Source organism: Microvirga ossetica, assembly GCF_002741015.1.
GTDB classification, from domain to species: domain Bacteria; phylum Pseudomonadota; class Alphaproteobacteria; order Rhizobiales; family Beijerinckiaceae; genus Microvirga; species Microvirga ossetica.
Map to the genome: position 1 here is coordinate 1,212,465 of NZ_CP016616.1, position 21,804 is coordinate 1,234,268.

Consider the following 21,804-nt stretch of genomic DNA (forward strand, 5'->3'; position numbering starts at 1 on the left):
CAGGATGAGGCTGTGGTGGTGCGGGCTGCTCCCTTTGAGACGGCTATCGTGTCGTCTTGCAGAACATGGCCTGGGTGAAGTAGCGGTTGTCGCGTGACGTGATCATCGCGCGAGAGGCTCCGTGATGCTGGATCTGCCGACCTTTCTGACCTTCTATACGGCTGTGCTCGCGCTTCAGCTCGCTCCCGGACCCGACATGGTTCTTCTGCTGAGCCGCGGCGTGGGACAGGGACGCCGCACGGCGGTCCTCACCGCGATCGGCATGACGCTGCTGGCGGCCCTCGTCCAGCTGCCGCTTCTGGCTCTCGGCGTCACCTCGCTCCTCCAGGCCTCGCCCCTGGCCTTCGATCTTCTGCGCTGGTCGGGTGCGGCCTATCTCGTCTGGCTCGGAGCCAAGCTCCTCATCGGGTCCTTTCGCGGCTCTCACGCTCTCGTGCGGAAAGCATCCAAGCCAATCTCGGACATCGCCGCCCTGCGTCAGGGCATGATCAACAACCTGACCAACCCGAAGGCGATGGTGTTCATGCTGGCCTTCCTGCCGCAATTCGTCGATCCGGCGAGCGGCTGGTCGGTGACGGCGCAATTGCTGTTTCTCGGAGCCGTCCAGAAGCTTTCCGGCTTCGTCGTGCTCGGCGGCGTCGCGCTCGGCACGGGAACGATCGGCGACTGGCTTTCGCGCCGGCCGGGCCTCATCGCCTGGCAGGAGCGCTTCGCCGGCATCGTCATGGTCGGTCTCGGCCTGCGCCTCGCGCTCGGCGGCGACGCATCGGCGATGCGCCGCTAACGCGCAAGCGTCTCCTCGAACCGCGCCACCTCTCCTTGAGACGGCGTCTCGAGTGCGCCGTCCCACATCACCACGTTGCCGCGCACGATCGTGCCGATGGGCCAGCCGGTCACCTTCTTGCCGTCATAGGGCGTCCAGCCGCATTTCGACGCGATCCAGTCGTTGCGGATCGTCTCGACGCGCTTGAGATCGACCACGGTGAAATCCGCGTCGTAGCCCACGGCGATGCGGCCCTTGTCGGCGATGCCGAAGAGGCGCTTGGGTCCGGCGCTCGTCATGTCGACGAAGCGCTCGAGCGTGAGCCTGCTCGCGTTCACATGGTCGAGCATGATCGGCACGAGAGTCTGCACGCCGGTCATGCCCGAGGGCGTGTTGGGATAGGTCTTGTCCTTCTCCTCGCGCGTATGCGGCGCGTGGTCGGAGCCGAGGATGTCGGCGATGCCCTCGTCGAGCCCCTGCCAGAGCGCTGCGCGATGCAGCTCGTCGCGCACCGGCGGGTTCATTTGGATGTAGGTGCCGAGGCGCTCGTAATCCTCCGGCCCTGCGAGGGTCAGGTGATGCGGCGTGACTTCGACTGACACGAGATCCTTGTGATCCTTCAAAAGCGCCATCTCTTCGGCGGTGGTGATGTGCAGCACGTGAATGCGTGCACCCGTCCGCTGAGCGATGCGCACGAGGCGCTGCGTGCAGGCGAGGGCCACTTCGGCGGAGCGCCAGACCGGGTGCGAGCGCGGATCGCCTTCGACGCGCAAACCCTTCCTCTCGCGCAGCATCGCCTCGTCTTCGGAATGGAACGCGGCGCGGCGGCGCGTGCGGCTCAGGATATTGGCGATGCCTTCGTCGTCCTCGATGAGGAGCGAGCCGGTGGACGAGCCCATGAACACCTTGATGCCGACGGCGCCGGCTAGGCGCTCCAGCTCCGGCACGTCCTTGGCATTCTCATGCGTGCCGCCGACCCAGAAGGCGAAGTCGCAATGCATGCGGTGATGGCCGCGCCGCACCTTGTCGGCGAGCGCCTCGGGCGTCGTGGTCTGCGGATCGGTGTTGGGCATCTCGAACACGGTGGTCACGCCGCCCATGACGGCGGCGCGGGACCCCGATTCGAGATCCTCCTTGTGGTCGAGGCCGGGCTCGCGGAAATGCACCTGGCTGTCGATCACGCCCGGCAGGATATGCAGGCCCCGGCACTCGATCTCCCGTTCGGCGGAAGCCTGGGACAAATCGCCGATGGCGGCGATCCGGCCGGCGCACACGCCGATGTCGCGCTCCACGCGTCCGTCGTGATTCACGACGATGCCGCCTTTGAGGATCAGGTCGAAGGTTTGGGGCATGGCAATCTCATCCCTTGAGGCCGCTGCGGAACGGGCATATGTGACGCTTCTAGCGCATCGTGCGGAAAAGTGGACACGGTTTTCCGCTTCGAGCGATGCGCCGTCTTAGAGGTTGAGCATCGGATGGGTCCCAAAAGTGCAGATCCACTTTTGGGTCCGATGCTCAGCAAGAGCAATGGGAGCGGGGCATATGCCGTCAGTCCATCTGGCCGACCGGGGCGTGGTAAGGGTTTCAGGCGACGACGCCAAGACTTTTCTCGACAACCTCGTCACTTGCGATCTGGACCGTGTGTCCGCGCACATCGCGCGCCTTGGCGCCCTGCTGACGCCACAGGGCAAGATCCTGTTCGATTTCCTCGTCTTCCAGGCGCCGCCTGAGATCGGCGGAGGCTATTATCTCGACGTCCTCAGGGTTTTCGCACCGGACCTCGCCAAGCGCCTCGGCTTCTACAAGCTGCGGGCCAAGGTGACGGTCGAGGACCTGTCCGACAGCCTTGCCGTGGTCGCCGGCTGGGATGCCCCGCGGCCGGACGAGGACGTCGGTTTCGTCGCCGAGGACCCTCGCCTGCCGGCGCTCGGCTGGCGCGCCATCGTGGCGGCGCAGGATGCGGCGGAGTTCGCGAAGGACCCTGCGGACACCTACCACGCCCACCGCATCGCGCTCGGCGTGCCGGAGGGCGGACGTGATTTCCTGTTCGGGGACGCCTTCCCGCACGAGGCCCTGATGGACCAGCTCCAGGGGGTCGACTTCGACAAGGGCTGCTATGTCGGCCAGGAGGTCGTCTCGCGCATGCAGCACCGGGGCACCGCCCGCACCCGGATCGTGCCGGCTGTCTATGAAGGCGGGTTTGCGGCCGATGTCGGGGTCGAGGTCACGGCCGGCGGGAAGGCGCTCGGCAAGACCGGAACCGGCGCGGAAGGAAAGGGCCTGCTGATGATCCGTCTCGACCGGGCGGAGGATGCCCTCAAGGCAGGCGAAACCATCCGGGCGGGCGGCATCCCGGTCCGCCTGCTCAAGCCGTCTTGGATCGGGTTTGCCGTCCCCGGAGACGAGGTGCCTCCGCCGTCGCCATGAATTTTTGCCAAGCTTACGGCAACAAAGTCGCTTCGAACGCGTTATACGCTACTGGGCCGGGCCATGCGCCGAAGCAATGCGCGGACGGTCCTGCTGGGGAACTCTCGATGAATGCGGTGCCTGGGTATAGATCAACGACGCAGGAAGGACGCTTCCAGCTCCTCGTCGATGCGGTCACCGACTATGCCATCTACATGCTCGATCCGACGGGGATCGTCTCCAGTTGGAATCCGGGCGCCCAGCGCTTCAAGGGCTATGTGGAAAGCGAAATCCTCGGAGAGAATTTTTCGCGGTTCTATAGGGAAGAGGATCGCGCCAGCGGGCTCCCCCAGCGTGCCCTCGAGACGGCCGCCCGCGAGGGCAAGTTCGAGGCCGAGGGCTGGCGCGTGCGCAAGGATGGCACGCATTTCTGGGCTCACGTGGTCATAGACCCGATCCGCGATCCCCACGGCAATCTGATCGGCTTCGCCAAGATCACCCGCGACCTCACCGAGCGCCGGAAGACGCAGGAGGCCTTGAGGGAAAGCGAGGAGCGGTTCCGCCTGCTGGTCCAGGGCGTGACCGATTATGCGATCTATATGCTCGACCCTCAGGGCCATGTGACGAACTGGAATGCCGGAGCGCAACGGATCAAGGGCTACGCTGTCGACGAGATCGTCGGCCGGCATTTCTCGCAATTCTATACCGATCAGGATCGCGCCAGCGGCCTGCCGCGGCGTGCGCTCGAGACGGCAGCGCGCGAGGGCAAGTTCGAGGCCGAGGGCTGGCGCCTGCGCAAGGACGGCACGCGCTTCTGGGCGAGCGTCGTCATCGATCCGATCTACAACGACAACGGCACCCTGATCGGCTTTGCCAAGATCACCCGGGACATCACCGAGCGCCGGAAGACGCAGGAGGCCCTCGAACAGGCGCAGGCCGCGCTTTTCCAGGCTCAGAAGATGGAGGCGGTCGGGCAGCTCACGGGAGGCGTCGCCCACGACTTCAACAACCTCCTGACGATCATCGTCAACAATCTTGATCTGCTGACCCGCAACGCGCGCGATCCCCGCGACGTCAAGCTGATCGAGAGCGCGCAGCGCGCGGCGGAGCGCGGATCGAAGCTGACCCAGCAGCTCCTCGCCTTCTCCCGCCGCCAGCCTCTGCAGCCGGAGGCGCACAACCCGAATACCCTGATCGAAGGCTTCGAGACGGTTCTTCGCCGGGCCTGCGGCGAACTGATCGCGCTGCGGCTTTCGCTCGCTCCGCGGGTGAAGTGGATCTCCGTCGACGGGCCGCAATTCGAATCGGCTCTCCTCAACCTCGTGGTGAACGCCCGCGACGCCATGCCGACGGGCGGCTCGCTGACGATCGTCACCCGCGACGTCACATTGCCCGAGACGGATCACGCCTCACCCACCCTGCAGCCGGGCCCGTATGTCTCGATCGCCGTCGAAGACTCCGGGACCGGCATGACGCCGGATATCGTGGAACGCGTTTTCGAGCCCTTCTTCACCACGAAAGAGATCGGCAAGGGCACCGGCCTGGGCTTGAGCCAGGTCTACGGCTTCGTGACCCAGTCGGGCGGCCACATCGACATCGAGAGCACTCCCAGCAAGGGCACGAGAGTCATCATGCTGCTGCCGGCACAGGAGCACGGGGAAGACGCGGTCGAGAGCGGGGACGAGACGGCGCGCCCGGCCCGGGACAGCGCCGGAACCGTGCTGATCGTCGAGGACGATCCAGCCGTGCGCGAGGTCGCCAGCGACATCTTTGACAGCCTGGGCTACGACGTCGTCACTGCCACGGACGCCCATGAGGCCATCGCCGTGCTGGAAGGCCCCGCAGCCATCGACGTGCTGTTCAGCGACGTGATCATGCCCAACGGGATGAACGGGGTCGAGCTTTCGCGAAAAGCCCGCGAGATGCGGCCAAGCCTGAAGATCCTCCTCGCCTCCGGCTATCCCATGTCGGCCCTGCCCTCAGAGGGCCTGGGCGCGGGCGTCTCCTTCATCAGCAAGCCCTATCGCTGGACGGAGCTGGCCGAGAAGCTGCGCGTGCTGCGCAATTGAACCTGACGGATCATCGCGCCCCGTGATGGAGCGCATCGGGATTTTTGATTGGTCCGGACCGGGGCATGCCGTTAGCATGCCGGCGCAATCGCACCGGAATCGCCATGTATCAGCCGCCGCATTTCCGCGAGGATAGCCTCGCGGTCCAGCACGCCCTCATCAAGGCCCACCCGCTTGGGCTGCTGGTCACGCTCGGCAGCACGGGGCTCTTGGCCAACCCCCTCCCCTTCGTGCTGGATGCCGCCGCCTCCCCCATGGGGACGCTCAAGACCCATCTGTCCCGTGCCAACACCCAGTGGCAGGATTTCGACCCCGCGCAGGAAGCGCTCATCGTCTTCCAGGGTCCCGAGACCTACATCACCCCGTCCTGGTACGCGGCCAAGCGCGAGCACGGCAAGGTGGTGCCGACCTGGAACTACGCCATCGTGCAGGCCCACGGCCGCATCCGGATCAAGGACGATCCGGACTGGCTGCGGCAGCAGATCGCCGCCATGACGGAGACCCAGGAGAACTTGCGCCCGGAGCCGTGGTCCGTCGGCGATGCGCCCGCGCCTTTCGTCGCGGCCCAGCTCAAGGGCATCGTCGGCATCGAGATCGAGATCGCGCGGATCGAGGGCAAGTGGAAGGTGAGCCAGAACCGTTCCGAGGCCGACAGGCTCGGCGTTTCGGCAGGACTGAGGCTCGCCGAGGACGATGCTTCGCAGCGGATGGCCGACATGGTCGATGCGCGGGGAGCCCTGCCCGATGGCTGACGGACTCGCGCCGCGAGTCGAGCCCTGCACGCTCCAGACGCTCGACGAATGGGTCGCCCTGCGGCACGCCCTCTGGCCGGATGGCTCCGAGCAGGATCATCGCGCCGATGCGCAGGCCCTGCTCTGGGAGCAGAAGGAGGCCAGCGCCCTGCTCGTGCGCCTGGGCAACGGCACGGCGGCCGGCTTTGCGGAAGCGGCCCTGCGCCACGACTACGTGAACGGCTGCTCGACCTCACCCGTCGGCTTTCTCGAAGGGATCTACGTGAAGCCGGAATACCGCCATCGCGGCCTTGCCCGGTTGCTGTTGCCGGGCGGTCGAGGATTGGGCGAGAAACCTCGGCTGCCGGGAATTCGCCTCCGACGTCCTCGTCGACAACACAGGTTCGCAGAACATGCACCGGGCCCTCGGTTTCGAGGAGACGGACCGGGTGGTGTATTACCGCAAGCCGCTGGCGTCTGGCTGAGCCATTTCCCTCCCCCTTGCGGGGAGGGATGAAGGGTGGGGGTCGCAAAGTCAGAGCGCAGCGCGTCATTCAGCGAGCATGAAGGCTTCTACGGCAGCCCCCTACCGCATGGGAGAGGTAGATGTGCTTGGCCGGTTTACTCGTTCACCCAGTCGCACCACCCCCACCCCTACCTCTCCCCCCAAGGGGGAGGGAAAAACGGCGCACATCTTCCCGTTTCCCTACTCTCCCGCTACACAGTGCCATGACCGACGGACTGATCCTCCATCCCGACCATAAGACCCGCTGCTGGTGGCCCGGCACCGACCCCTTCTATGTCGCGTACCACGACACGGAATGGGGCGTGCCGGAATTCGACGACCGGGCGCTCTTCGAAAAACTCATTCTCGACGGCTTCCAGGCGGGGCTGTCCTGGATCACCATCCTGCGCAAGCGCGAGAACTTCCGTCAGGCCTTCGCAGGCTTCGATCCGGCGGTGATCGCCCGCTTCGACCAGGCGCAGGTCGAGGCGCTGATGCTCGACACCGGCATCGTGCGCAACCGCGCCAAGATCGAAGCGACCATTGCCGGCGCGCGCGCCTGGCTTGTCATCCAGGAACGCGGCGGCTTCTCGCGCTTCCTGTGGGATTTCATCGACGGACGCCCGATCCAGACCAACGCGAAATCCCGCAAGGACGTGCCGACGGAAAACGAGGTCTCGCGCAAGATCTCGAAAGCACTCAAGGCTGAAGGCTTCAACTTCGTCGGCCCCACCATCGTCTATGCGTTCATGCAGGCGGTCGGCATGACGAACGATCATCTGACCGGCTGCTTCCGCCACGCGGAATGCGCGACGCTCGCCGGAAAACCGTGATGGCGAAGGAACCGCGCGTCTGGCAGCGGATGCTTTCCGGCCGCCGCCTCAACCTGCTCGACCCGTCGCCGCTCGATGTCGAACTCGACGACATCGCCCACGGCCTCGCCCGCGTCGCGCGGTGGAACGGACAGACGGTGGGCGGGCACATCTTCTCCGTCGCGCAGCACTCCCTGCTGGTGGATGCGATCGCCAACCACATCGATCCGGAGATGTCGCGCGAGCGGCGTCTCGCGGTGCTGCTGCACGATGCGCCGGAATACGTGATCGGCGACATCATCTCGCCGTTCAAGGCGGTGATCGGCGATGCCTACAAGGCCATCGAAGCCGGCCTGCTCGCGGCCATCCATCTCCATTTCGGCCTGCCGGCCCAACCCTCCGCCGCGCTCAAGCGCTTCATCAAGCAGGCCGACCGGCAGGCGGCCTTTCTTGAGGCGACGCATCTCGCAGGCTTTTCCCGCGAGGAGGCGATCAAGATCTTCGGCCGGCCGGATCCCCTGCCCCAAACGGTGCTGACGCTCCTCGAGCCCTGGCCGGTGGCCGAGGCGGAGGAGCGCTATCACCGGAAGGTCACGGCGGCTTTGGGGGGTGAAGCCTTGGCCTCTTCCCTCCCCCTTGCGGGGAGGGATTGAGGGTGGGGGTCGCAAAGTCAAAGCGGCGCGCTTCCTTCAGAGAGCAGAAAAATGGCTACGTCACATTCTGGTTCATTCGCTCACCCGGTCATACCACCCCCACCCCTACCCCTCCCCGCAAGGGGGAGGGCATCGAGGGTGCTCGTTTCTCTTTCATGAACCAGCCTATCAAGGTGAGGTTGGAGTTTGCTCAAACCGCAACGGCACCCCGAATCGTGTAAGCCTGCCCGCCAGCCCTGAGTCCGAACCCATGCCGACCCTGCACGTCTGCCCCCTCTCGCGCCTGCACGACACGGTGACCGCGACCCGCGCGAGCCATGTGGTGAGCCTCATGGGGCTCGGCGCCGAGGTCGAGCGGCCGGCGGCGATCGCGGCGGAGCGGCATCTCTTCATCGGCGTCAGCGACATCGTGGAGCCGAGGGAAGGCTATGTGCTGCCGGTGGCAGGGCATATCGAGACGCTCCTCGCCTTCGTGCGCGCCTGGGAGCGCGAGAGCCCGCTCGTCCTGCATTGCTGGGCCGGGATCAGCCGCTCGACCGCCGCCGCCTATATCGCAGCCTGCGCGCTGGCACCGGACCGGGACGAAGCGGCCCTTGCGAAGGTCCTGCGCGAGGCCTCTCCCAGCGCGACCCCGAATGCCCGCCTCATCGCGCTTGCCGACGACATCCTGGGTCGGCAGGGCCGGATGGTGGATGCGATCCGCGCCATCGGCCGGGGCGCCGAGGCTATGGAGGGCACGCCCTTCATGTTACAGCTTAGCCGCAGCTAGCCGATTCCGTCCGGAACGGCCGCGCGCTCGAAAAGTCCGAGGCCGTCTCTTGGAAATGATCTTCCTCGCCCTGCTGGTGCTCAGCATTCCGGTCTGCGCCATCGCGGGGCTGGTCCTCGGCCTCTCCGCACGCACCAAGCTCGAGATTCTCCAGCAGCGCGTTGCTGCGCTCGAAAGCGAATTGCGGCTCGCCAGGACTCAAGGCCACGAGGCCGCTCCTTCGGCGGATCGGGCTCCCCAGGATACCGCACCGGAAGCGCCCATCGAGGAGCCGGCTGCACAGCCCGAATGGCCGGTCGAAGCGCCCCGGCCGGCCGTCTCCGTTCCGACCGTCCAGGGCACAACCCCGCAGCCGACAGCAGCACGCCAGGATTTCGAGGAGAAGCTCGGGGCCCGCTGGGCCGTCTGGATCGGCGGCGTGGCGCTGGCGCTCGGCGGGATCTTCCTCGTGCGCTATTCCATCGAGCAGAACCTGCTCAGCCCCGCGACCCGCGTCGCGCTTGGGGGCCTCTTCGCCCTCGCCCTGATCGGCGCCGGCGAATGGCTGCGCCGGCGCGAGCGGGATGTCGTCCTGCCGAGGCTTCCCCAGGCGAACGTGCCCGCGATCCTCACCGCGGCCGGAACCTGCAGCGCCTTCGCCTCGGCCTATGCATCTTACGCGCTCTACGACCTGATCGGCCCGGCGACGACCTTCGTCCTGCTCGGGCTCATCGCGATCCTCACCATGGTCGCGTCGACGCTGCATGGCCCGATCCTCGCCGCGATCGGCCTGCTCGGCGCCATGGGAAGCCCGCTCCTCGTCTCCTCCGACAAGCCGCAGCCCTGGGCGCTGGTGATCTATCTCGTCTTCGTGGTCCTGCCCGCCTATGGCGTCGCACGTTTGCGCCTGTGGCGCTGGCTCGCCCTTGCGGCCGCGACCGGCGTCCTGGCCTGGACCTTCCTCCTCTTCATCCTCGACGGAACCGACGCCCTGCCGGCGATGGTGCATCTCGTCGTCCAGGCCGGGCTTGCCGCCTTCTTCCTGGTCGCCGCCCCCTACCGGGACGCCGCAGACAACGATGCGGAAACCGAATGGGCGGCCAGCGGCGTTCTGTTCGCCTTCGCCCTCGCCGGCATCGCGATCTCCGGCTCCGTGATCGCCGGCGACGGCCGCCCGGTCTTCATCGCCGCTTTGGCCCTGATCCTCCTGACGACAGGCCTGCGCTTCGCGTCGGCGGCGCCGGCGGCAGCCTCGGCGGCACTGACGGTCGCCGGAGCCCTTCTCGTCTGGCCGATCCGAGGCGAGATCGGCGGAGCGCCCGAACATCTTTTCTACCAGAGCGGCGATGCCTTCGCAGTCCGGCCCCATGCGCTCTCGGCCTATCTCGCCCTCGCGGTGCTGGCACCCGCCGCCATCGCCGGCTCGTCGCTGCTTCGCCTCGTGAGCAGGCCTCATCTGCGCCTGCCGACCGCCGCCTGGTATGCGGGCGCCGCGACCGTTGGGCCGCTGCTGGCCCTCATCGCCGCCTATTGGCGGGTGGCGGAGCTGGAGCGCAGCCTGTCCTTCGCCCTGGTCGCCGGCATCCTCGCCCTCGCCTTCACGGCGGCATCCCGCTGGCTCGACCGCCGGGTGTTCGAGGAGGCGGGCGCCCTGCGGCTTGCGCTCGGCGCGACGGCCTCGGCGGCCTTGGCGGCTCTCGCCCTCGGCCTGACCTTCGCCCTCGACAAGGGCATGCTCACGGTCGCCTTCGCCCTCACTGCGCTCGGCACGGCCTGGGTCGCGGAAAGGGTCGCCATCCCCGCCCTGCGCTACGCCGTGGGCGCCATCGGCCTGCTCATCCTAGGGAGGCTGATTTGGGACCCGACCATCGTCGGCGGCGATCCCGGCCCGATCCTGTTCAACTGGCTTCTCTTCGGCTACGGCATTCCGGCCCTGGCCTTCCTCGCCGCCAGCCGCCTGCTGGAGCGGACCGGCCGCGACTGGGTCGTCCGGCTGACGGAGAGCCTCGGCATCGTCTTTGCCGCCTTCCTGGTCTTCTTCGAGATCCGCCATGCCCTGCGGGCGGGCGATCCGCTGGCTGCAACCACCGATCTCCTGGAAATCGGGCTCGTTGCGACGGAAAGCCTCGTTTTCGCAATCGTCCTGACCCGCCTGGACCTCCGCCGGACCGACCCGGTCTATCGCTGGGGCTCGCTGATCTTCAAGATCCTGTCGCTCGCGCTCTGCGCGGGCGGTCTCCTGCTCCTCGCCAACCCGCTGCTGTCGGATGAGGAGATCCTCGGCGAGCCTGTCTTCAATGCCCTCATCCCGGCCTATCTCCTGCCGGCCCTCCTGGCGGCCGGATTGGCCCTCCTCGAGCGCCGCAGCCGGCCGCGCTGGTACAGCCTGTCCTCGGCCATCTTGAGCCTTCTCCTGCTCTCGGCCTATCTCGGGCTGGCGATCCGGCGGATCTTCGCCGGGCGGCAGCTCGCCTCCTGGGTCGGATTCACGCAGGGCGAGCAATGGAGCTATTCGGTGGCCCTGCTCGCCATCGGCATTGTCCTCCTCGGCCTGGGGATCGTCTTCAACAACCGCTTCGCCCGCCTGTCTTCGGCGGTCTATCTGGTTCTCGCCGTGCTGAAGGTGTTCATCGTCGACCTCGCCAATCTGGAGGGCGTGATGCGCGCCCTGTCATTTATCGGCCTCGGCCTTGTTCTCATCGGCATCGGTCTCGTCTATCAGAGACTTCTCGCACGCCGACCCAGCGATGCCGCATTCCCATCGTGATATCGCCCGAGGACAGACATTTGACGGACATCCGCATGACCGACACCGCCTCTATCAAGACCCTCCCCTTCGAGAAGGCCCTGGCCGAGCTCGAGGACATCGTCCGCCGCCTCGAGCGCGGCGATGTGCCCCTGGAGGATTCGATCGCGATCTACGAGCGCGGCGAAGCTTTAAAAAAGCATTGCGAGCAGCTGCTCAAGAAGGCCGAGGCCCGCATCGAGAAGATCACCATCGGCCCCGACGGCGCAGCCTCCGGCACGGCTCCGCTTGACGTTGCGGAATAACCCGACTTGGCAGGGACGACGTTCGTGTCGCGTTTGACCGGGGCCCTCCCCGACCTTATCTCCTTGGGACGGCCTCCGGCCTGAAGCTTGGCGAGTATGACGTTGTCCACACCCCTCCTCGACACCATCAAGACCCCCGACGATCTGCGGCAACTGCCTGAAAACCAGCTCAGGCAGGTGGCGGACGAGCTGCGGACCGAGACCATCGGCGCGGTGTCCGTCACCGGCGGGCATCTCGGCGCGGGCTTAGGGGTCGTCGAGCTGACGGTGGCGCTGCATTACGTGTTCGACACGCCGCGCGACCGGCTGATCTGGGACGTGGGCCACCAGGCCTACCCCCATAAGATCCTCACCGGCCGGCGCGACCGGATCCGCACCTTGCGCCAGGCGGACGGCCTCTCGGGCTTCACCAAGCGCGCGGAGAGCGAATACGACCCCTTCGGCGCGGCGCATTCCTCGACCTCGATCTCGGCCGGCCTCGGCATGGCCGTGGCGCGGGACCTGGAGGGCCGGAAGAACAATGTGATCGCCGTGATCGGCGACGGCGCCATGTCGGCCGGCATGGCCTATGAGGCCATGAACAATGCGGGCGCCATGCATTCGCGCCTCATCGTCATCCTCAACGACAACGACATGTCGATCGCCCCGCCCACCGGCGCCATGTCGTCTTATCTCGCCCGTCTCGTCTCCGGCGGCACCTATCGCGGCATCCGCGAAACCGCCAAGCAACTGGCGAAGAAGCTGCCGAAATTCTTCTACGACAAGGCCGCCAAGGCCGAGGAATTCGCCCGCGGCTTCTGGACCGGCGGCACCATGTTCGAGGAGCTCGGCTTCTACTATGTCGGCCCCATCGACGGCCACAACCTCGACCATTTGCTGCCGATCCTGAAGAACGTGCGCGACACCGAGACCGGGCCGGTCCTCGTCCACGTGGTCACCAAGAAGGGCAAGGGCTACGCGCCGGCGGAAGCCGCCGCCGACAAATATCACGGCGTCGTCACCTTCGACGTGGTGACGGGCGCGCAGACCAAGGCCAAGGCCAACGCCCCCTCCTATACCAAGGTCTTCGGCGAGAGCCTGATCAGGGAAGCGGAGAAGGACGACAAGATCGTCGCCGTCACGGCCGCCATGCCGTCCGGCACGGGCATCGACGTCTTCGGCAAGGAATTCCCCGCCCGCACCTTCGATGTGGGCATCGCCGAGCAGCACGCGGTGACCTTTGCCGCCGGCATGGCGACGGAAGGCTACAAGCCGTTCTGCGCGATCTATTCCACCTTCCTGCAGCGCGCCTACGACCAGGTCGTGCACGACGTGGCGATCCAGAACCTGCCCGTGCGCTTCGCCCTCGACCGCGCCGGCCTCGTGGGCGCGGATGGAGCGACCCATGCCGGCTCCTTCGACGTCGCCTATCTGGCCTGCCTGCCGAACATGGTGGTCATGGCAGCAAGCGACGAGGCGGAGCTCGTCCATATGGTGGCGACCGCAGCCGCCTACGATTCCGGCCCCATCGCCTTCCGCTATCCGCGCGGCGAAGGGGTGGGCGTGGACATGCCCGAAGAGGGCGTGCCGCTTGCCATCGGCAAGGGCCGGATCGTCAAGGAAGGAAGCCGCATCGCGATCTTGTCGCTCGGCACGCGCCTTGCGGAGGCCCTGAAAGCGGCCGAGGAGTTGGAGGCGCGCGGCCTCTCGACCACCGTCGCCGATGCCCGCTTCGCCAAGCCCCTCGACGAGGAGCTGATCCTGCGGCTCGCCCGCGATCACGAGGTGCTGATCACCGTCGAGGAAGGCTCCGTCGGCGGCTTCGGCTCCCATGTGCTGCAGCTTCTCTCCGACAAGGGCGCACTCGACCGCGGCACCTTGAAAATCCGCTCCATGGTCCTGCCCGACATCTACCAGGATCAGGACAAGCCCGAGCGCATGTATGCCAGCGCCGGCCTCGATGCCGCCGGCATCGTGACCAAGGTGTTCGAGGCGCTGGGGCAGGAAGAGACCCGGAAGGTCAGGGCTTAATAGATCCCCTCGACCGTCATGGCCGTCCCCGGACTTGATCCGGGGACCAGTCCCGGCCACCCATAATTCAAGAAACTCACCCCTCATCCTGAGGAGCAGCCGTTAGGCTGCGTCTCGAAGGAGCTTTCAGAGAGCACTGGAAGCTTCTTCGAGACGGTCGCTGCGCGACCTCCTCAGGATGAGGGTGGAGGAGGAGCAAGACCGAAATCACCGGCACAAGGCCGGCGATGACGTGGAGCCTAAACCGTCAACGTCCCCGCTTTCGCCGCGGCATAGCGCTGGCCGATCTTGTTCCAGTCGAGCACGTTCCACCACGCCTTCAGGTAGTCCGGCCGGCGGTTCTGGTATTTCAGGTAATAGGCGTGCTCCCACACGTCGTTGCCCATCAGGACCCGCTGCCCTTCCATCAGGGGCGTGTCCTGGTTGGGCTTCGCCACCAGGGTGAGCTTGCCGTCGCGGGCGACCGTGACGAAGACCCAGCCGGAGCCGAACTGTCTTTCGCCGGCGGTGTTGAAATCGGTCTGGAACTTTTGGAAGCCGCCGAGATCCCGGTCGATGGCGGCCTTCACCTCGCCCGAGGGCTCGCCGCCCGAGCCACCCATGATCTGCCAGAACATGGTGTGGTTGGCATGCCCGCCGCCGTTGTTGCGCACCGCCGTGCGGATCGACTCGGGGACCTTGCTCAGGTTCGCCAGCATCTCCTGGAGCGGCATCTTGGCCGCCTCGGCATTCTGGGCGAGCGCTGCGTTGAGATTGTTGACATAGGCCGCGTGATGCTTGCCATGGTGGATCTCCATGGTCTGGGCATCGATATGCGGCTCGTTCTTGGACGGCGCATAGGGCAAGGGGTCGAGCTTGAACGGCCCCGTTGGGGCTTGCGCCCAGGCGCGGGGGATGGCAGCGCTGGCGGCCAGCAGGGTTGCACCTGTCAGAAGATGTCGGCGGCTGAGCATGGGACCTCCGTTGGCCATTAGGAATTGTGAACTACAGATGTTCTAGGGCAGGCCCTGGTTCCAGCCCATGGAGAGATCGTGAACCGGATGGATTCGAGGCTTCGATGACCCGCAAGCGTGCCGATGTGGTTCTCGTCGAGCGCGGCTTCTTCGCCAGCCGCGCCCGGGCGCAGGAGGCGATCGCGGCCGGCCTCGTCACCGTGAACGGGACTGTGGTCCGCAAGGCGTCCGATGCGGTGCCGGAGGAGGCCGTCATCACCGCCGAGCAGCCGCACCCTTACGTGTCCCGCGGCGGCCTCAAGCTCGCAGCCGCCCTCGATGCCTTCCAGATCGACCCGAAGGACCGGATCTGCCTCGACATCGGGGCCTCCACGGGCGGCTTCACCGAGGTCCTGCTCACGCGCGGCGCTGCCCATGTCTATGCGGTGGATGTGGGGCACAGCCAGCTCCACCCCACCATCGTCGGCAATGCACGCGTGACGAATCTCGAAGGCACCGACGCCCGTGCCCTGAACACCACGCACATTCCCCGAACGCCGGATCTTCTCGTGTCGGACGTGAGCTTCATCTCGCTCAAGCTCGTCCTGCCTGCCGTCGTCGCCTTGCTGAAGCCGCGCGCGGACCTCGCCGTTCTGGTGAAGCCGCAATTCGAAGCCGGGCGCGACCACGTGAAGAAGGGCATCGTGCGCGACGAGGCTGTGCATCGCGCCGTGTGCGAGGACATGACGGCGTTCGTCGCCTCGCTCGGCTTCACCGTCATCGGGCTCGTCCCCTCGCCCATCGAGGGCGGGGACGGCAACCGCGAATTCTTATTGGGAGCCCGCCGTGGCTGAACAGGTCATCATCAAGCGCCTCGGCGCGAAAGCCGACGGCATCGCGGAGACATCGTCCGGCCCCGTCTTCGTGCCGAAAGTGCTGCCGGGAGAAACGGTCACCATCGAGCGCGACGGATCGCATGCGCATCTCGTCAGCGTCGATATCCCGTCGCCCGAGCGCGAGACGCCCTTCTGCCCCTATTTCGACGATTGCGGCGGCTGCGCGACGCAGCACATGCAGCACGGCTTCTATCAGGCCTGGAAGCACGGCACGCTCGTTCATACCCTGAAGCAGGCGCGGATCGAGGCGCCGGTCGAGGCTCTCGTCGATGCCCATGGCGTCGGGCGGCGGCGTGTCACCTTGCATGTGCGCTTTCCCGACCGCGCCATGCATGTGGGCTTCATGGCCCCGCGCAGCCACCGGATCGTCGAGATCGCCTTCTGCCCCATCACGGAACCCGCCTTGAAGGACCGGGCGCCCGCGATCGCGCGCGTGATCGGCGAGCATCTGAAAGGACCGCGCAAGCCGCTCGACGTCCAGATCACGACGACGCAGACCGGCTTCGACGTGGATGTGCGCGGGCATGGCCCCATGAAGGATGCGGATCGCCTGAGACTGATCGATCTCGCAGACAGGCTCGATCTCTCGCGTCTGTCGATCCATGGCGACGTGATCGTGGAGCGCCGGCCGCCCGCCATTCTCATGGGGCGCACGTCGGTTGTGCCGCCTCCCGGATCGTTCCTGCAGGCGACGAAGCTCGGCGAAGACGTGCTTGCCGGCCTCGTCACGGAGGCCTGCGCGAAAGCCAAGCGCGTCGCCGATCTCTTCGCCGGCGCAGGTCCCTTCTCCTTGAGGCTTGCGGAAAAATCGGAGGTCCACGCGGTCGAGTTCGACAAGGACTCGATGACGGCGCTCGACAAGGCGGTGCGGGCGACGCCCGGCCTTCGCCGCGTGTCGACGGAGGCGCGCGACCTCTTCCGCCGCCCTCTCCTCACGCCGGAGCTCAACGCGTTCGACGCGGTCGTGCTCGATCCGCCGCGCGCCGGCGCCGAGGCGCAGGTGAAGCAGCTCGTCGTCTCGAAGGTGCCGCTCGTGGTCAGCGTCTCCTGCGATGCCGCCACCTTCGCCCGCGACGCTGCGATTTTGATGAGCGGCGGCTACCGCCTGGAGCGCGTGATCCCGGTCGACCAGTTCAAGCACTCCCCGCATCTGGAGGTGGTCGGGATCTTGCGGCGGGACGTGGCGAAGAAACGGCGGTAATCCAGACCGTCGTCACGGACGGAGCGTCAGCGGAGATCCGGGATCGCTTTCAGAACGAGGCGCCTGAACCTCCGCTGTCATTCCCGCGCAGGCGGGAATCCATAAACGCTGACGGTCCCAAACTGGTCGTAGGTCGTGGTTATGGATCCCGGCCTTCGCCGGGATGACAGTGCTTGACCGTTCAAACGATCCCGGATCGGCTTCGCGGTCCGGGATGACGCTCTGAAAAAACCTAAAACAAGCTCCCCTGCTCGTCCTCGTCGCTGGAGAGCGGCTTCTTCGCCTTGGGCTTGCTCTCCCTCACCGGCGCGGCTTCAGGCTCGCTCAATGGCTCCAGCAACCCCGCATCGTCGTTCTCGACCTTGTTCACCCGGCTCGAGACCGGGACCATGTCGAGCCAGTCGTCGGGACAGGGGCGAACGAGAGGCATCACGTCGGCGCGCTCGTCGCGCACGTCGAGCCAGGCCGCGATATCGTCTCTCGAGAGGATCACCGGCATGCGGTCGTGCACGGCTGAGAGGGTGCCGTTGGCATCCGTGGTGACGATGGCGGCGGTGTCGATCTCGCCGCCGTCCGGGCTGCTGTAGGTCTCCCACAGGCCGGCCAGCGGCATCGGCCCACGGTTGCGCGGACGGATCAGGAAGGGGATCTTTTCGCGCCCATGCCGCTGCCATTCATAGAAGCCGTCGGCGAGGAAGATGCAACGGCGGCGCTTCAGCGCCGCCTTGAAGGTCGGCTTCGTCTGCAAGGTCTCGCCGCGGGCGTTGATGACGAGCGGGAAATCCTTCGGGTCCTTCACCCAGGATGGCAGGAAGCCCCAGCGCACCAGCATGAAGTGCCGCACGCCGCGATCCTCGAGCACGATCGGCACGGGCTGCGTCGGAGCCACGTTGTAGCGCGGGGGAAAGTTCGGCTGCTCGACATAGTCGTAGAACTCCCCATAGATCCCGGGGTCGACGCTGAGGGTGTAGCGCCCGCACATGATATTGTCCTCCCGCTTTTCCTATCCACCACTGTCATTCCGGGGCCGCGCAGCGGAGCCCGGAATCCATAACCACGACGTTTCAGCTGAAGAACGCGCTCACTGCCTCATTCTGCAACGTTAGCGGATATGGATTCCGGGCTCGGCTCTTGCGAGCCGCCCCGGAATGACAGTGCCATACATCACAGCCACCTCTTCCAGCGGAAGAAGAGATAGGGCAGCACGGCGGCGAGGATCATCAGTGCGATGGCCCAGGGATAGCCGAACTCCCATTCGAGCTCGGGCATGAGCTTGAAGTTCATGCCGTAGAGGGACGACACCAGCGTCGGCGGCAGGAAGATCACCGACATGACCGAGAAGATCTTGATGATGTCGTTCTGCTCCATGGTGACGAAGCCGAGCGTCGCATCGAGCAGGAACTGGACCTTGCTCGACAGAAAGGTCGCGTGCTCCTCGATGGACTGCACGTCGCGAAGCGCCGTGCGCCATTCCGACTGGTAGCCGGCCGTCTTCTGCGGCCGCGGCATGCTGGTGGAGAGGAAGAGCAGCATGCGCTCCACCGACACCATGCTCTCGCGCACGTTGGAGATGATGTCGCCCTTGCGGCCGATGGAGCGCAGGGCCACGCGATAGGAGGCGGCGCGGCGTGTTCCGCGCTTCTCGTTGTCGAAGATCGCCTGCGACAGGCGGTCGATGCGCGTTCCCACCGTGCCCAGGATTTCCGCGGCGCGGTCGATGATCGTCTCAAGCAATCCGTCGAGCACGGCCTCCGGCTGGTGGCGGCAGCCGCCGGGCTTCACGGCCCTGGCCATGAACATGTTGAACGAGCGCGGCTCGCCGTAGCGCACGGTGACGAGGACCCGTTCGGTCAGGATGAACGAGACGTCGATGAGCTTCGGGCTTTCCGTATCGGAGCTGCACAGGACGCGTGCCGTCATGTAGCGCGCGTTGTTCTCGTGATAGAGGATCTCGGACGGCTCGATATCCGCCATCTCCTCCTTGGTCGGGATCTCGATGTTGAGATGGCTCTCGACGAGCCGGTCTTCCTCGCGGGTCGGCTCGATCAGATCGATCCACATGGCGTCGGGCGGGATCGGCTCACCCGGCGGAAGAACGGTGCGATCGAGGGACTCGCCCTGCGGTCCGACGACCTCTGCCGGCTTGTGGATCAGAATCATACGCGTTCTTGCCCCTTCACGATCGCTCCTTTTCCCCTCTCCCTTGTGGGGAGGGCTAGGGTGGGGGTGTTTCCGCCACACGTGGATCGGTTATCGCCAACACCCCCACCTCCAACTCCTCCCCACAAGGGGGAGGAGAGTCTGGTGGCGCTCAAGTAGCAATGGATAGTCAAATTAACGCAAAGATGACAGGGGCGGCGTATCGTCCGGCACGAAGAAATCGGGCGCCAGGGGTTTTGACGGGTCGACCCGGTACTTCTCGAAATCGGAGACGCCCTCGCCTGACAGAAACACGTCGTCGATGAGGAAATGGCCCGAGAAGCTTTTCGAGGGCTTGCCGAAAATCGCATAGGCCGCATCGGCCAGGATTTCGGGCGTGCGGCTCGCCTGCACGAGCGCATCGCCGCCGAGCAGGTTCCTGATCGCGCTCGTGGCAATGGTCGTGCGCGGCCACAGCGCGTTGACGGCAATGCCCTTGGCCCGCAGCTCGCCGGCGAGCCCGAGCACGCACAGGCTGATGCCGTATTTCGCCAGTGAATAGGCCAGATGCGGCGCGAACCATTTCTCGCTCATGTCGAGGGGCGGCGAGAGCATGAGGATGTGCGGATTCTCCGCCTTCTCCAGATGCGGGATCGCATACTTCGAGACCATGTAGGTGCCGCGCGTGTTGATCTGGTGCATCAGGTCGAAGCGCTTCATGTCGGTCTGCGGCGTCGGCGTGAGGCTGATGGCGCTCGCATTGTTGACCACGATGTCGAGGCCGCCGAAGGTCTCGACCGTCCTGTCGATGGCGCCCTTCACCGCCTCCTCGTCGCGCACGTCGACCATGAGCGGCAACGCCCTGCCGCCCGCGGCCTCGATTTCCTCGGCCGCCGTGTAGATGGTGCCCGGAAGCTTCGGGTGCGGCTCGGCGGTCTTGGCGGCGATGACCACGTTGGCGCCGTCCTTTGCCGCGCGCAGGCCGATGGCAAGGCCGATGCCGCGCGAGGCGCCGGTGATGAAGAGGGTTTTTCCGTTGAGGCTCATGATATCAGCTCGCCAGTGCCAGATTTGCGTCCTGCAGGAAGCCGGCGCCGCCGAGCACCGTGTCCTCGAGGCCCTTCGCGCCGATTGCGATGTTCTCGGCGAAGAAGCGGCACAGGGCGATGCGGCCGGCATGGGCGGGATCGCCGTCGCCGGCAACCGCCTGCGCGTTGGCGGCGAGCGCCATCTCAGCGAGCGCCGCGCCGCCCTGCGCCAGGGCGAAGAGGCGTAAATATGGCGTCGCGCCCGCGAGCGCCTCGCCCTGCGCATTAGAAGAAACCGCCTGCAGCAGATGGCTCGTCGCCCGGTCGAGGCTCTCGATGGCATCGCGCAGGCGCGGCGCGGTGGCGCCGAAGGCCGGCGTGTTTTCCTTGAGAAGACGCGTCACGATCGCCCTCATGGAGGCGATCTGCGCCCGCACCGTCTCGCCGCCTGCGAGCGGCAGCTTGCGGGTGACGAGATCGATGGCCTGGATGCCGTTGGTGCCCTCGTAGATCGGCGCGATGCGCGCGTCGCGCAGATGCTGCGCCGCGCCGGTCTCCTCGACATAGCCCATGCCGCCATGGACCTGCACGCCGAGGGACGCGACCTCGACGCCGATATCGGTCGAGAAGGCTTTCGCCACCGGAGTGAGCAGCGAGGCGCGCTCGTTGGCTTTTTTCCTGCGCGCGGGATCCGCTTCGAGATGGGCGCGGTCGATGGCCTCCGCCGTCATGTAGCAGATCGCGCGCGCCGCGGCGGTGAGCGCCTTCATGGTGAGCAGGTTCCGCTGCACGTCCGGGTGCGCGACGATGGGGCTCATGCCGTCCGCAGCGCCGATGGCGCGTCCCTGCCGGCGCTCGTTGGCATAGCCGAGCGCCTGCTGATAGGCGCGCTCGGCGATCGCCACGCCCTGCAGGCCGACTGCGAGGCGGGCGTTGTTCATCATCGTGAACATGCACGCAAGCCCGCGATTCTCCTCGCCGATCAGCCAGCCGACGGCGCCGCCATCGTCGCCGAAGATCATGGTGCAGGTGGGCGAGGCATGGATGCCGAGCTTATGCTCGATGGAATGGCAGCGCACGTCGTTGCGCGTGCCGTCGGGAAGGAACTTCGGCACGAGGAAGAGCGAGATGCCGCGCGTGCCGGCGGGCGCATCGGGCAAGCGCGCCAGCACGAGATGCACGATGTTGTCGGTGAGATCGTGCTCGCCGTAGGTGATGAAGATTTTCTGGCCGGTGATGCGGTAGGTGCCGTCGCCTGCGCGCTCGGCGCGGGAGCGGATCGCGGCGAGATCCGAGCCCGCCTGCGGCTCGGTGAGGTTCATGGTCGCCGTCCATTCGCCGGAGACGAGCTTGTCGAGATAGCGGCTCCTCAGTTCGTCGGAGGCATGCCGGATCATCGCCTCGATGGCGCCCATGGTCAGGACGGGGCCGATGCCGAAGGCCATGGAGGCGGAGTTCCACATCTCGACGCAGGCCGAGTTGAGCAGCGTCGGCAGGCCCTGCCCGCCGTAGTCAACCGGACCTGGGAGCGCGTTCCATCCGGCTTCCGTCCAGGCACGGTAAGCGTCCTTCCAGCCCGGCGCGGTGGTCACGGCGCCGTCCTTCAGGGTCGCGCCATGCCGATCGCCCTCGGCGTTGAGCGGAGCGATCACGTCGTTGGCGAAGCGGCCCGCCTCCTCGAGGATCGTCTGCGCCAGATCGACCGAGAGGTCGCCATAGATCCCATCCGCCGCAGCCCGGTCGAGGCCCGCCACATGCCGCATGGTGAAGACGATATCCTGGACAGGCGCGCGGTAGGTCATCGACGTTTCCTCTCGAACATGAGGCTTTTCATGTTGACGCGTGTTCTCGCGCCGTTAA

18 protein-coding genes and 1 pseudogene are annotated in these 21,804 nt (G+C 66.3%); 13 read left to right on the forward strand and 6 right to left on the reverse strand.

Translation table 11 applies throughout. The annotated features are described in order from the left end of the window. Nucleotides 1-124 precede the first annotated feature (124 nt). The gene (locus BB934_RS05685) at nucleotides 125-784 is read left to right on the forward strand and encodes a LysE family translocator (RefSeq protein WP_099508763.1); all 660 of its coding nucleotides are present in this window, start codon (nucleotides 125-127) and stop codon (nucleotides 782-784) included. Here BB934_RS05685 and BB934_RS05690 read toward each other — a convergent pair. Further along, entirely contained in the window at nucleotides 781-2,115 is a 1,335-nt protein-coding gene (locus BB934_RS05690) for a dihydroorotase (RefSeq protein WP_099508764.1), read from the reverse strand. The genes BB934_RS05685 and BB934_RS05690 overlap by 4 nt on opposite strands. A 190-nt stretch (nucleotides 2,116-2,305) precedes the next feature. Here BB934_RS05690 and ygfZ point away from each other — a divergent pair, with 190 nt between their 5' ends. The 10 genes and pseudogenes from ygfZ to dxs all read left to right on the forward strand — a co-directional run bounded on the left by ygfZ (nucleotide 2,306) and on the right by dxs (nucleotide 13,748). Continuing rightward, on the forward strand, nucleotides 2,306-3,190 hold the full coding sequence (ygfZ, locus tag BB934_RS05695; RefSeq protein ID WP_099508765.1) for a CAF17-like 4Fe-4S cluster assembly/insertion protein YgfZ: 885 nt from the start codon (nucleotides 2,306-2,308) through the stop codon (nucleotides 3,188-3,190). Nucleotides 3,191-3,297: 107 nt separating this feature from the next. Beyond that, nucleotides 3,298-5,238, forward strand: coding sequence for a hybrid sensor histidine kinase/response regulator (locus BB934_RS05700; protein WP_099508766.1), 1,941 nt, complete (start codon nucleotides 3,298-3,300; stop codon nucleotides 5,236-5,238). Nucleotides 5,239-5,342: 104 nt separating this feature from the next. Next, nucleotides 5,343-5,990 (forward strand): FMN-binding negative transcriptional regulator, encoded by a 648-nt coding sequence (locus tag BB934_RS05705; RefSeq protein WP_099512645.1) that lies wholly within the window; start codon nucleotides 5,343-5,345, stop codon nucleotides 5,988-5,990. Further along, nucleotides 5,983-6,454: pseudogene (gene aac(6') / locus BB934_RS05710) on the forward strand (aminoglycoside 6'-N-acetyltransferase). The gene BB934_RS05705 and the pseudogene aac(6') overlap by 8 nt, the downstream one beginning before the upstream one ends. Before the next feature lie 244 nt (nucleotides 6,455-6,698). Beyond that, nucleotides 6,699-7,307, forward strand: a complete 609-nt coding sequence (locus BB934_RS05715; protein ID WP_099508767.1) for a DNA-3-methyladenine glycosylase I — start codon at nucleotides 6,699-6,701, stop codon at nucleotides 7,305-7,307. After that, a complete protein-coding gene (locus BB934_RS05720) occupies nucleotides 7,307-7,939 on the forward strand; it encodes a YfbR-like 5'-deoxynucleotidase (protein WP_099508768.1) in 633 nt (210 codons plus the stop codon). Before BB934_RS05715 ends, BB934_RS05720 begins: the two co-directional genes overlap by 1 nt. A gap of 250 nt (nucleotides 7,940-8,189) precedes the next feature. Then, nucleotides 8,190-8,708, forward strand: coding sequence for a tyrosine phosphatase family protein (locus BB934_RS05725; protein ID WP_099508769.1), 519 nt, complete (start codon nucleotides 8,190-8,192; stop codon nucleotides 8,706-8,708). A 55-nt stretch (nucleotides 8,709-8,763) separates the two neighbouring features. Then, entirely contained in the window at nucleotides 8,764-11,454 is a 2,691-nt protein-coding gene (locus BB934_RS05730; protein ID WP_099508770.1) for a DUF2339 domain-containing protein, read from the forward strand. A gap of 35 nt (nucleotides 11,455-11,489) precedes the next feature. Then, nucleotides 11,490-11,738 carry an exodeoxyribonuclease VII small subunit gene (locus BB934_RS05735; protein ID WP_009764792.1) on the forward strand — a complete coding sequence of 83 codons (249 nt, stop codon included), beginning with the start codon at nucleotides 11,490-11,492 and terminating at the stop codon, nucleotides 11,736-11,738. Between the two features lie 96 nt (nucleotides 11,739-11,834). Beyond that, on the forward strand, nucleotides 11,835-13,748 hold the full coding sequence (dxs, locus tag BB934_RS05740; RefSeq protein WP_099508771.1) for a 1-deoxy-D-xylulose-5-phosphate synthase: 1,914 nt from the start codon (nucleotides 11,835-11,837) through the stop codon (nucleotides 13,746-13,748). Between the two features lie 239 nt (nucleotides 13,749-13,987). Here dxs and BB934_RS05745 read toward each other — a convergent pair whose 3' ends face one another. Then, nucleotides 13,988-14,701, reverse strand: a complete 714-nt coding sequence (locus BB934_RS05745) for a superoxide dismutase (protein ID WP_099508772.1) — start codon at nucleotides 14,699-14,701, stop codon at nucleotides 13,988-13,990. A 104-nt stretch (nucleotides 14,702-14,805) separates the two neighbouring features. Between BB934_RS05745 and BB934_RS05750 the strand changes: the two genes are divergently transcribed. Both BB934_RS05750 and BB934_RS05755 read left to right on the forward strand, forming a co-directional pair. Further along, the gene (locus BB934_RS05750; RefSeq protein WP_099508773.1) at nucleotides 14,806-15,534 is read left to right on the forward strand and encodes a TlyA family RNA methyltransferase; all 729 of its coding nucleotides are present in this window, start codon (nucleotides 14,806-14,808) and stop codon (nucleotides 15,532-15,534) included. Continuing rightward, nucleotides 15,527-16,777, forward strand: a complete 1,251-nt coding sequence (locus BB934_RS05755) for a class I SAM-dependent RNA methyltransferase (protein WP_099508774.1) — start codon at nucleotides 15,527-15,529, stop codon at nucleotides 16,775-16,777. Before BB934_RS05750 ends, BB934_RS05755 begins: the two co-directional genes overlap by 8 nt. 232 nt (nucleotides 16,778-17,009) lie before the next feature. On the opposite strand, the gene BB934_RS05760 is transcribed toward BB934_RS05755, so the two are convergent. The 4 genes from BB934_RS05760 to BB934_RS05775 form a co-directional block, all read right to left on the reverse strand. Then, complete coding sequence (locus BB934_RS05760; RefSeq protein WP_099508775.1) at nucleotides 17,010-17,759, reverse strand: SOS response-associated peptidase; 750 nt, start codon at nucleotides 17,757-17,759, stop codon at nucleotides 17,010-17,012. 182 nt (nucleotides 17,760-17,941) lie between these two features. Next, entirely contained in the window at nucleotides 17,942-18,937 is a 996-nt protein-coding gene (locus BB934_RS05765; RefSeq protein ID WP_099508776.1) for a magnesium transporter CorA family protein, read from the reverse strand. Between the two features lie 174 nt (nucleotides 18,938-19,111). After that, nucleotides 19,112-19,963 carry an SDR family oxidoreductase gene (locus BB934_RS05770; RefSeq protein ID WP_099508777.1) on the reverse strand — a complete coding sequence of 284 codons (852 nt, stop codon included), beginning with the start codon at nucleotides 19,961-19,963 and terminating at the stop codon, nucleotides 19,112-19,114. Between the two features lie 4 nt (nucleotides 19,964-19,967). Continuing rightward, complete coding sequence (locus BB934_RS05775; RefSeq protein WP_099508778.1) at nucleotides 19,968-21,746, reverse strand: acyl-CoA dehydrogenase; 1,779 nt, start codon at nucleotides 21,744-21,746, stop codon at nucleotides 19,968-19,970. Nucleotides 21,747-21,804 lie beyond the last annotated feature (58 nt).

Coding starts and splice junctions, on each gene's coding strand:
- BB934_RS05715 (WP_099508767.1), top strand. CDS start 6,699: ATGACCGACGGACTGATCCTCCATCCCGACCATAAGACCCGCTGCTGG.
- BB934_RS05735 (WP_009764792.1), top strand. CDS start 11,490: ATGACCGACACCGCCTCTATCAAGACCCTCCCCTTCGAGAAGGCCCTG.
- BB934_RS05745 (WP_099508772.1), bottom strand. CDS start 14,701: ATGCTCAGCCGCCGACATCTTCTGACAGGTGCAACCCTGCTGGCCGCC.
- BB934_RS05685 (WP_099508763.1), top strand. CDS start 125: ATGCTGGATCTGCCGACCTTTCTGACCTTCTATACGGCTGTGCTCGCG.
- BB934_RS05720 (WP_099508768.1), top strand. CDS start 7,307: ATGGCGAAGGAACCGCGCGTCTGGCAGCGGATGCTTTCCGGCCGCCGC.
- BB934_RS05770 (WP_099508777.1), bottom strand. CDS start 19,963: ATGAGCCTCAACGGAAAAACCCTCTTCATCACCGGCGCCTCGCGCGGC.
- BB934_RS05700 (WP_099508766.1), top strand. CDS start 3,298: ATGAATGCGGTGCCTGGGTATAGATCAACGACGCAGGAAGGACGCTTC.
- BB934_RS05730 (WP_099508770.1), top strand. CDS start 8,764: ATGATCTTCCTCGCCCTGCTGGTGCTCAGCATTCCGGTCTGCGCCATC.
- dxs (WP_099508771.1), top strand. CDS start 11,835: ATGACGTTGTCCACACCCCTCCTCGACACCATCAAGACCCCCGACGAT.
- BB934_RS05725 (WP_099508769.1), top strand. CDS start 8,190: ATGCCGACCCTGCACGTCTGCCCCCTCTCGCGCCTGCACGACACGGTG.
- BB934_RS05705 (WP_099512645.1), top strand. CDS start 5,343: ATGTATCAGCCGCCGCATTTCCGCGAGGATAGCCTCGCGGTCCAGCAC.
- BB934_RS05765 (WP_099508776.1), bottom strand. CDS start 18,937: ATGATTCTGATCCACAAGCCGGCAGAGGTCGTCGGACCGCAGGGCGAG.
- ygfZ (WP_099508765.1), top strand. CDS start 2,306: ATGCCGTCAGTCCATCTGGCCGACCGGGGCGTGGTAAGGGTTTCAGGC.
- BB934_RS05750 (WP_099508773.1), top strand. CDS start 14,806: ATGACCCGCAAGCGTGCCGATGTGGTTCTCGTCGAGCGCGGCTTCTTC.
- BB934_RS05690 (WP_099508764.1), bottom strand. CDS start 2,115: ATGCCCCAAACCTTCGACCTGATCCTCAAAGGCGGCATCGTCGTGAAT.
- BB934_RS05775 (WP_099508778.1), bottom strand. CDS start 21,746: ATGACCTACCGCGCGCCTGTCCAGGATATCGTCTTCACCATGCGGCAT.
- BB934_RS05760 (WP_099508775.1), bottom strand. CDS start 17,759: ATGTGCGGGCGCTACACCCTCAGCGTCGACCCCGGGATCTATGGGGAG.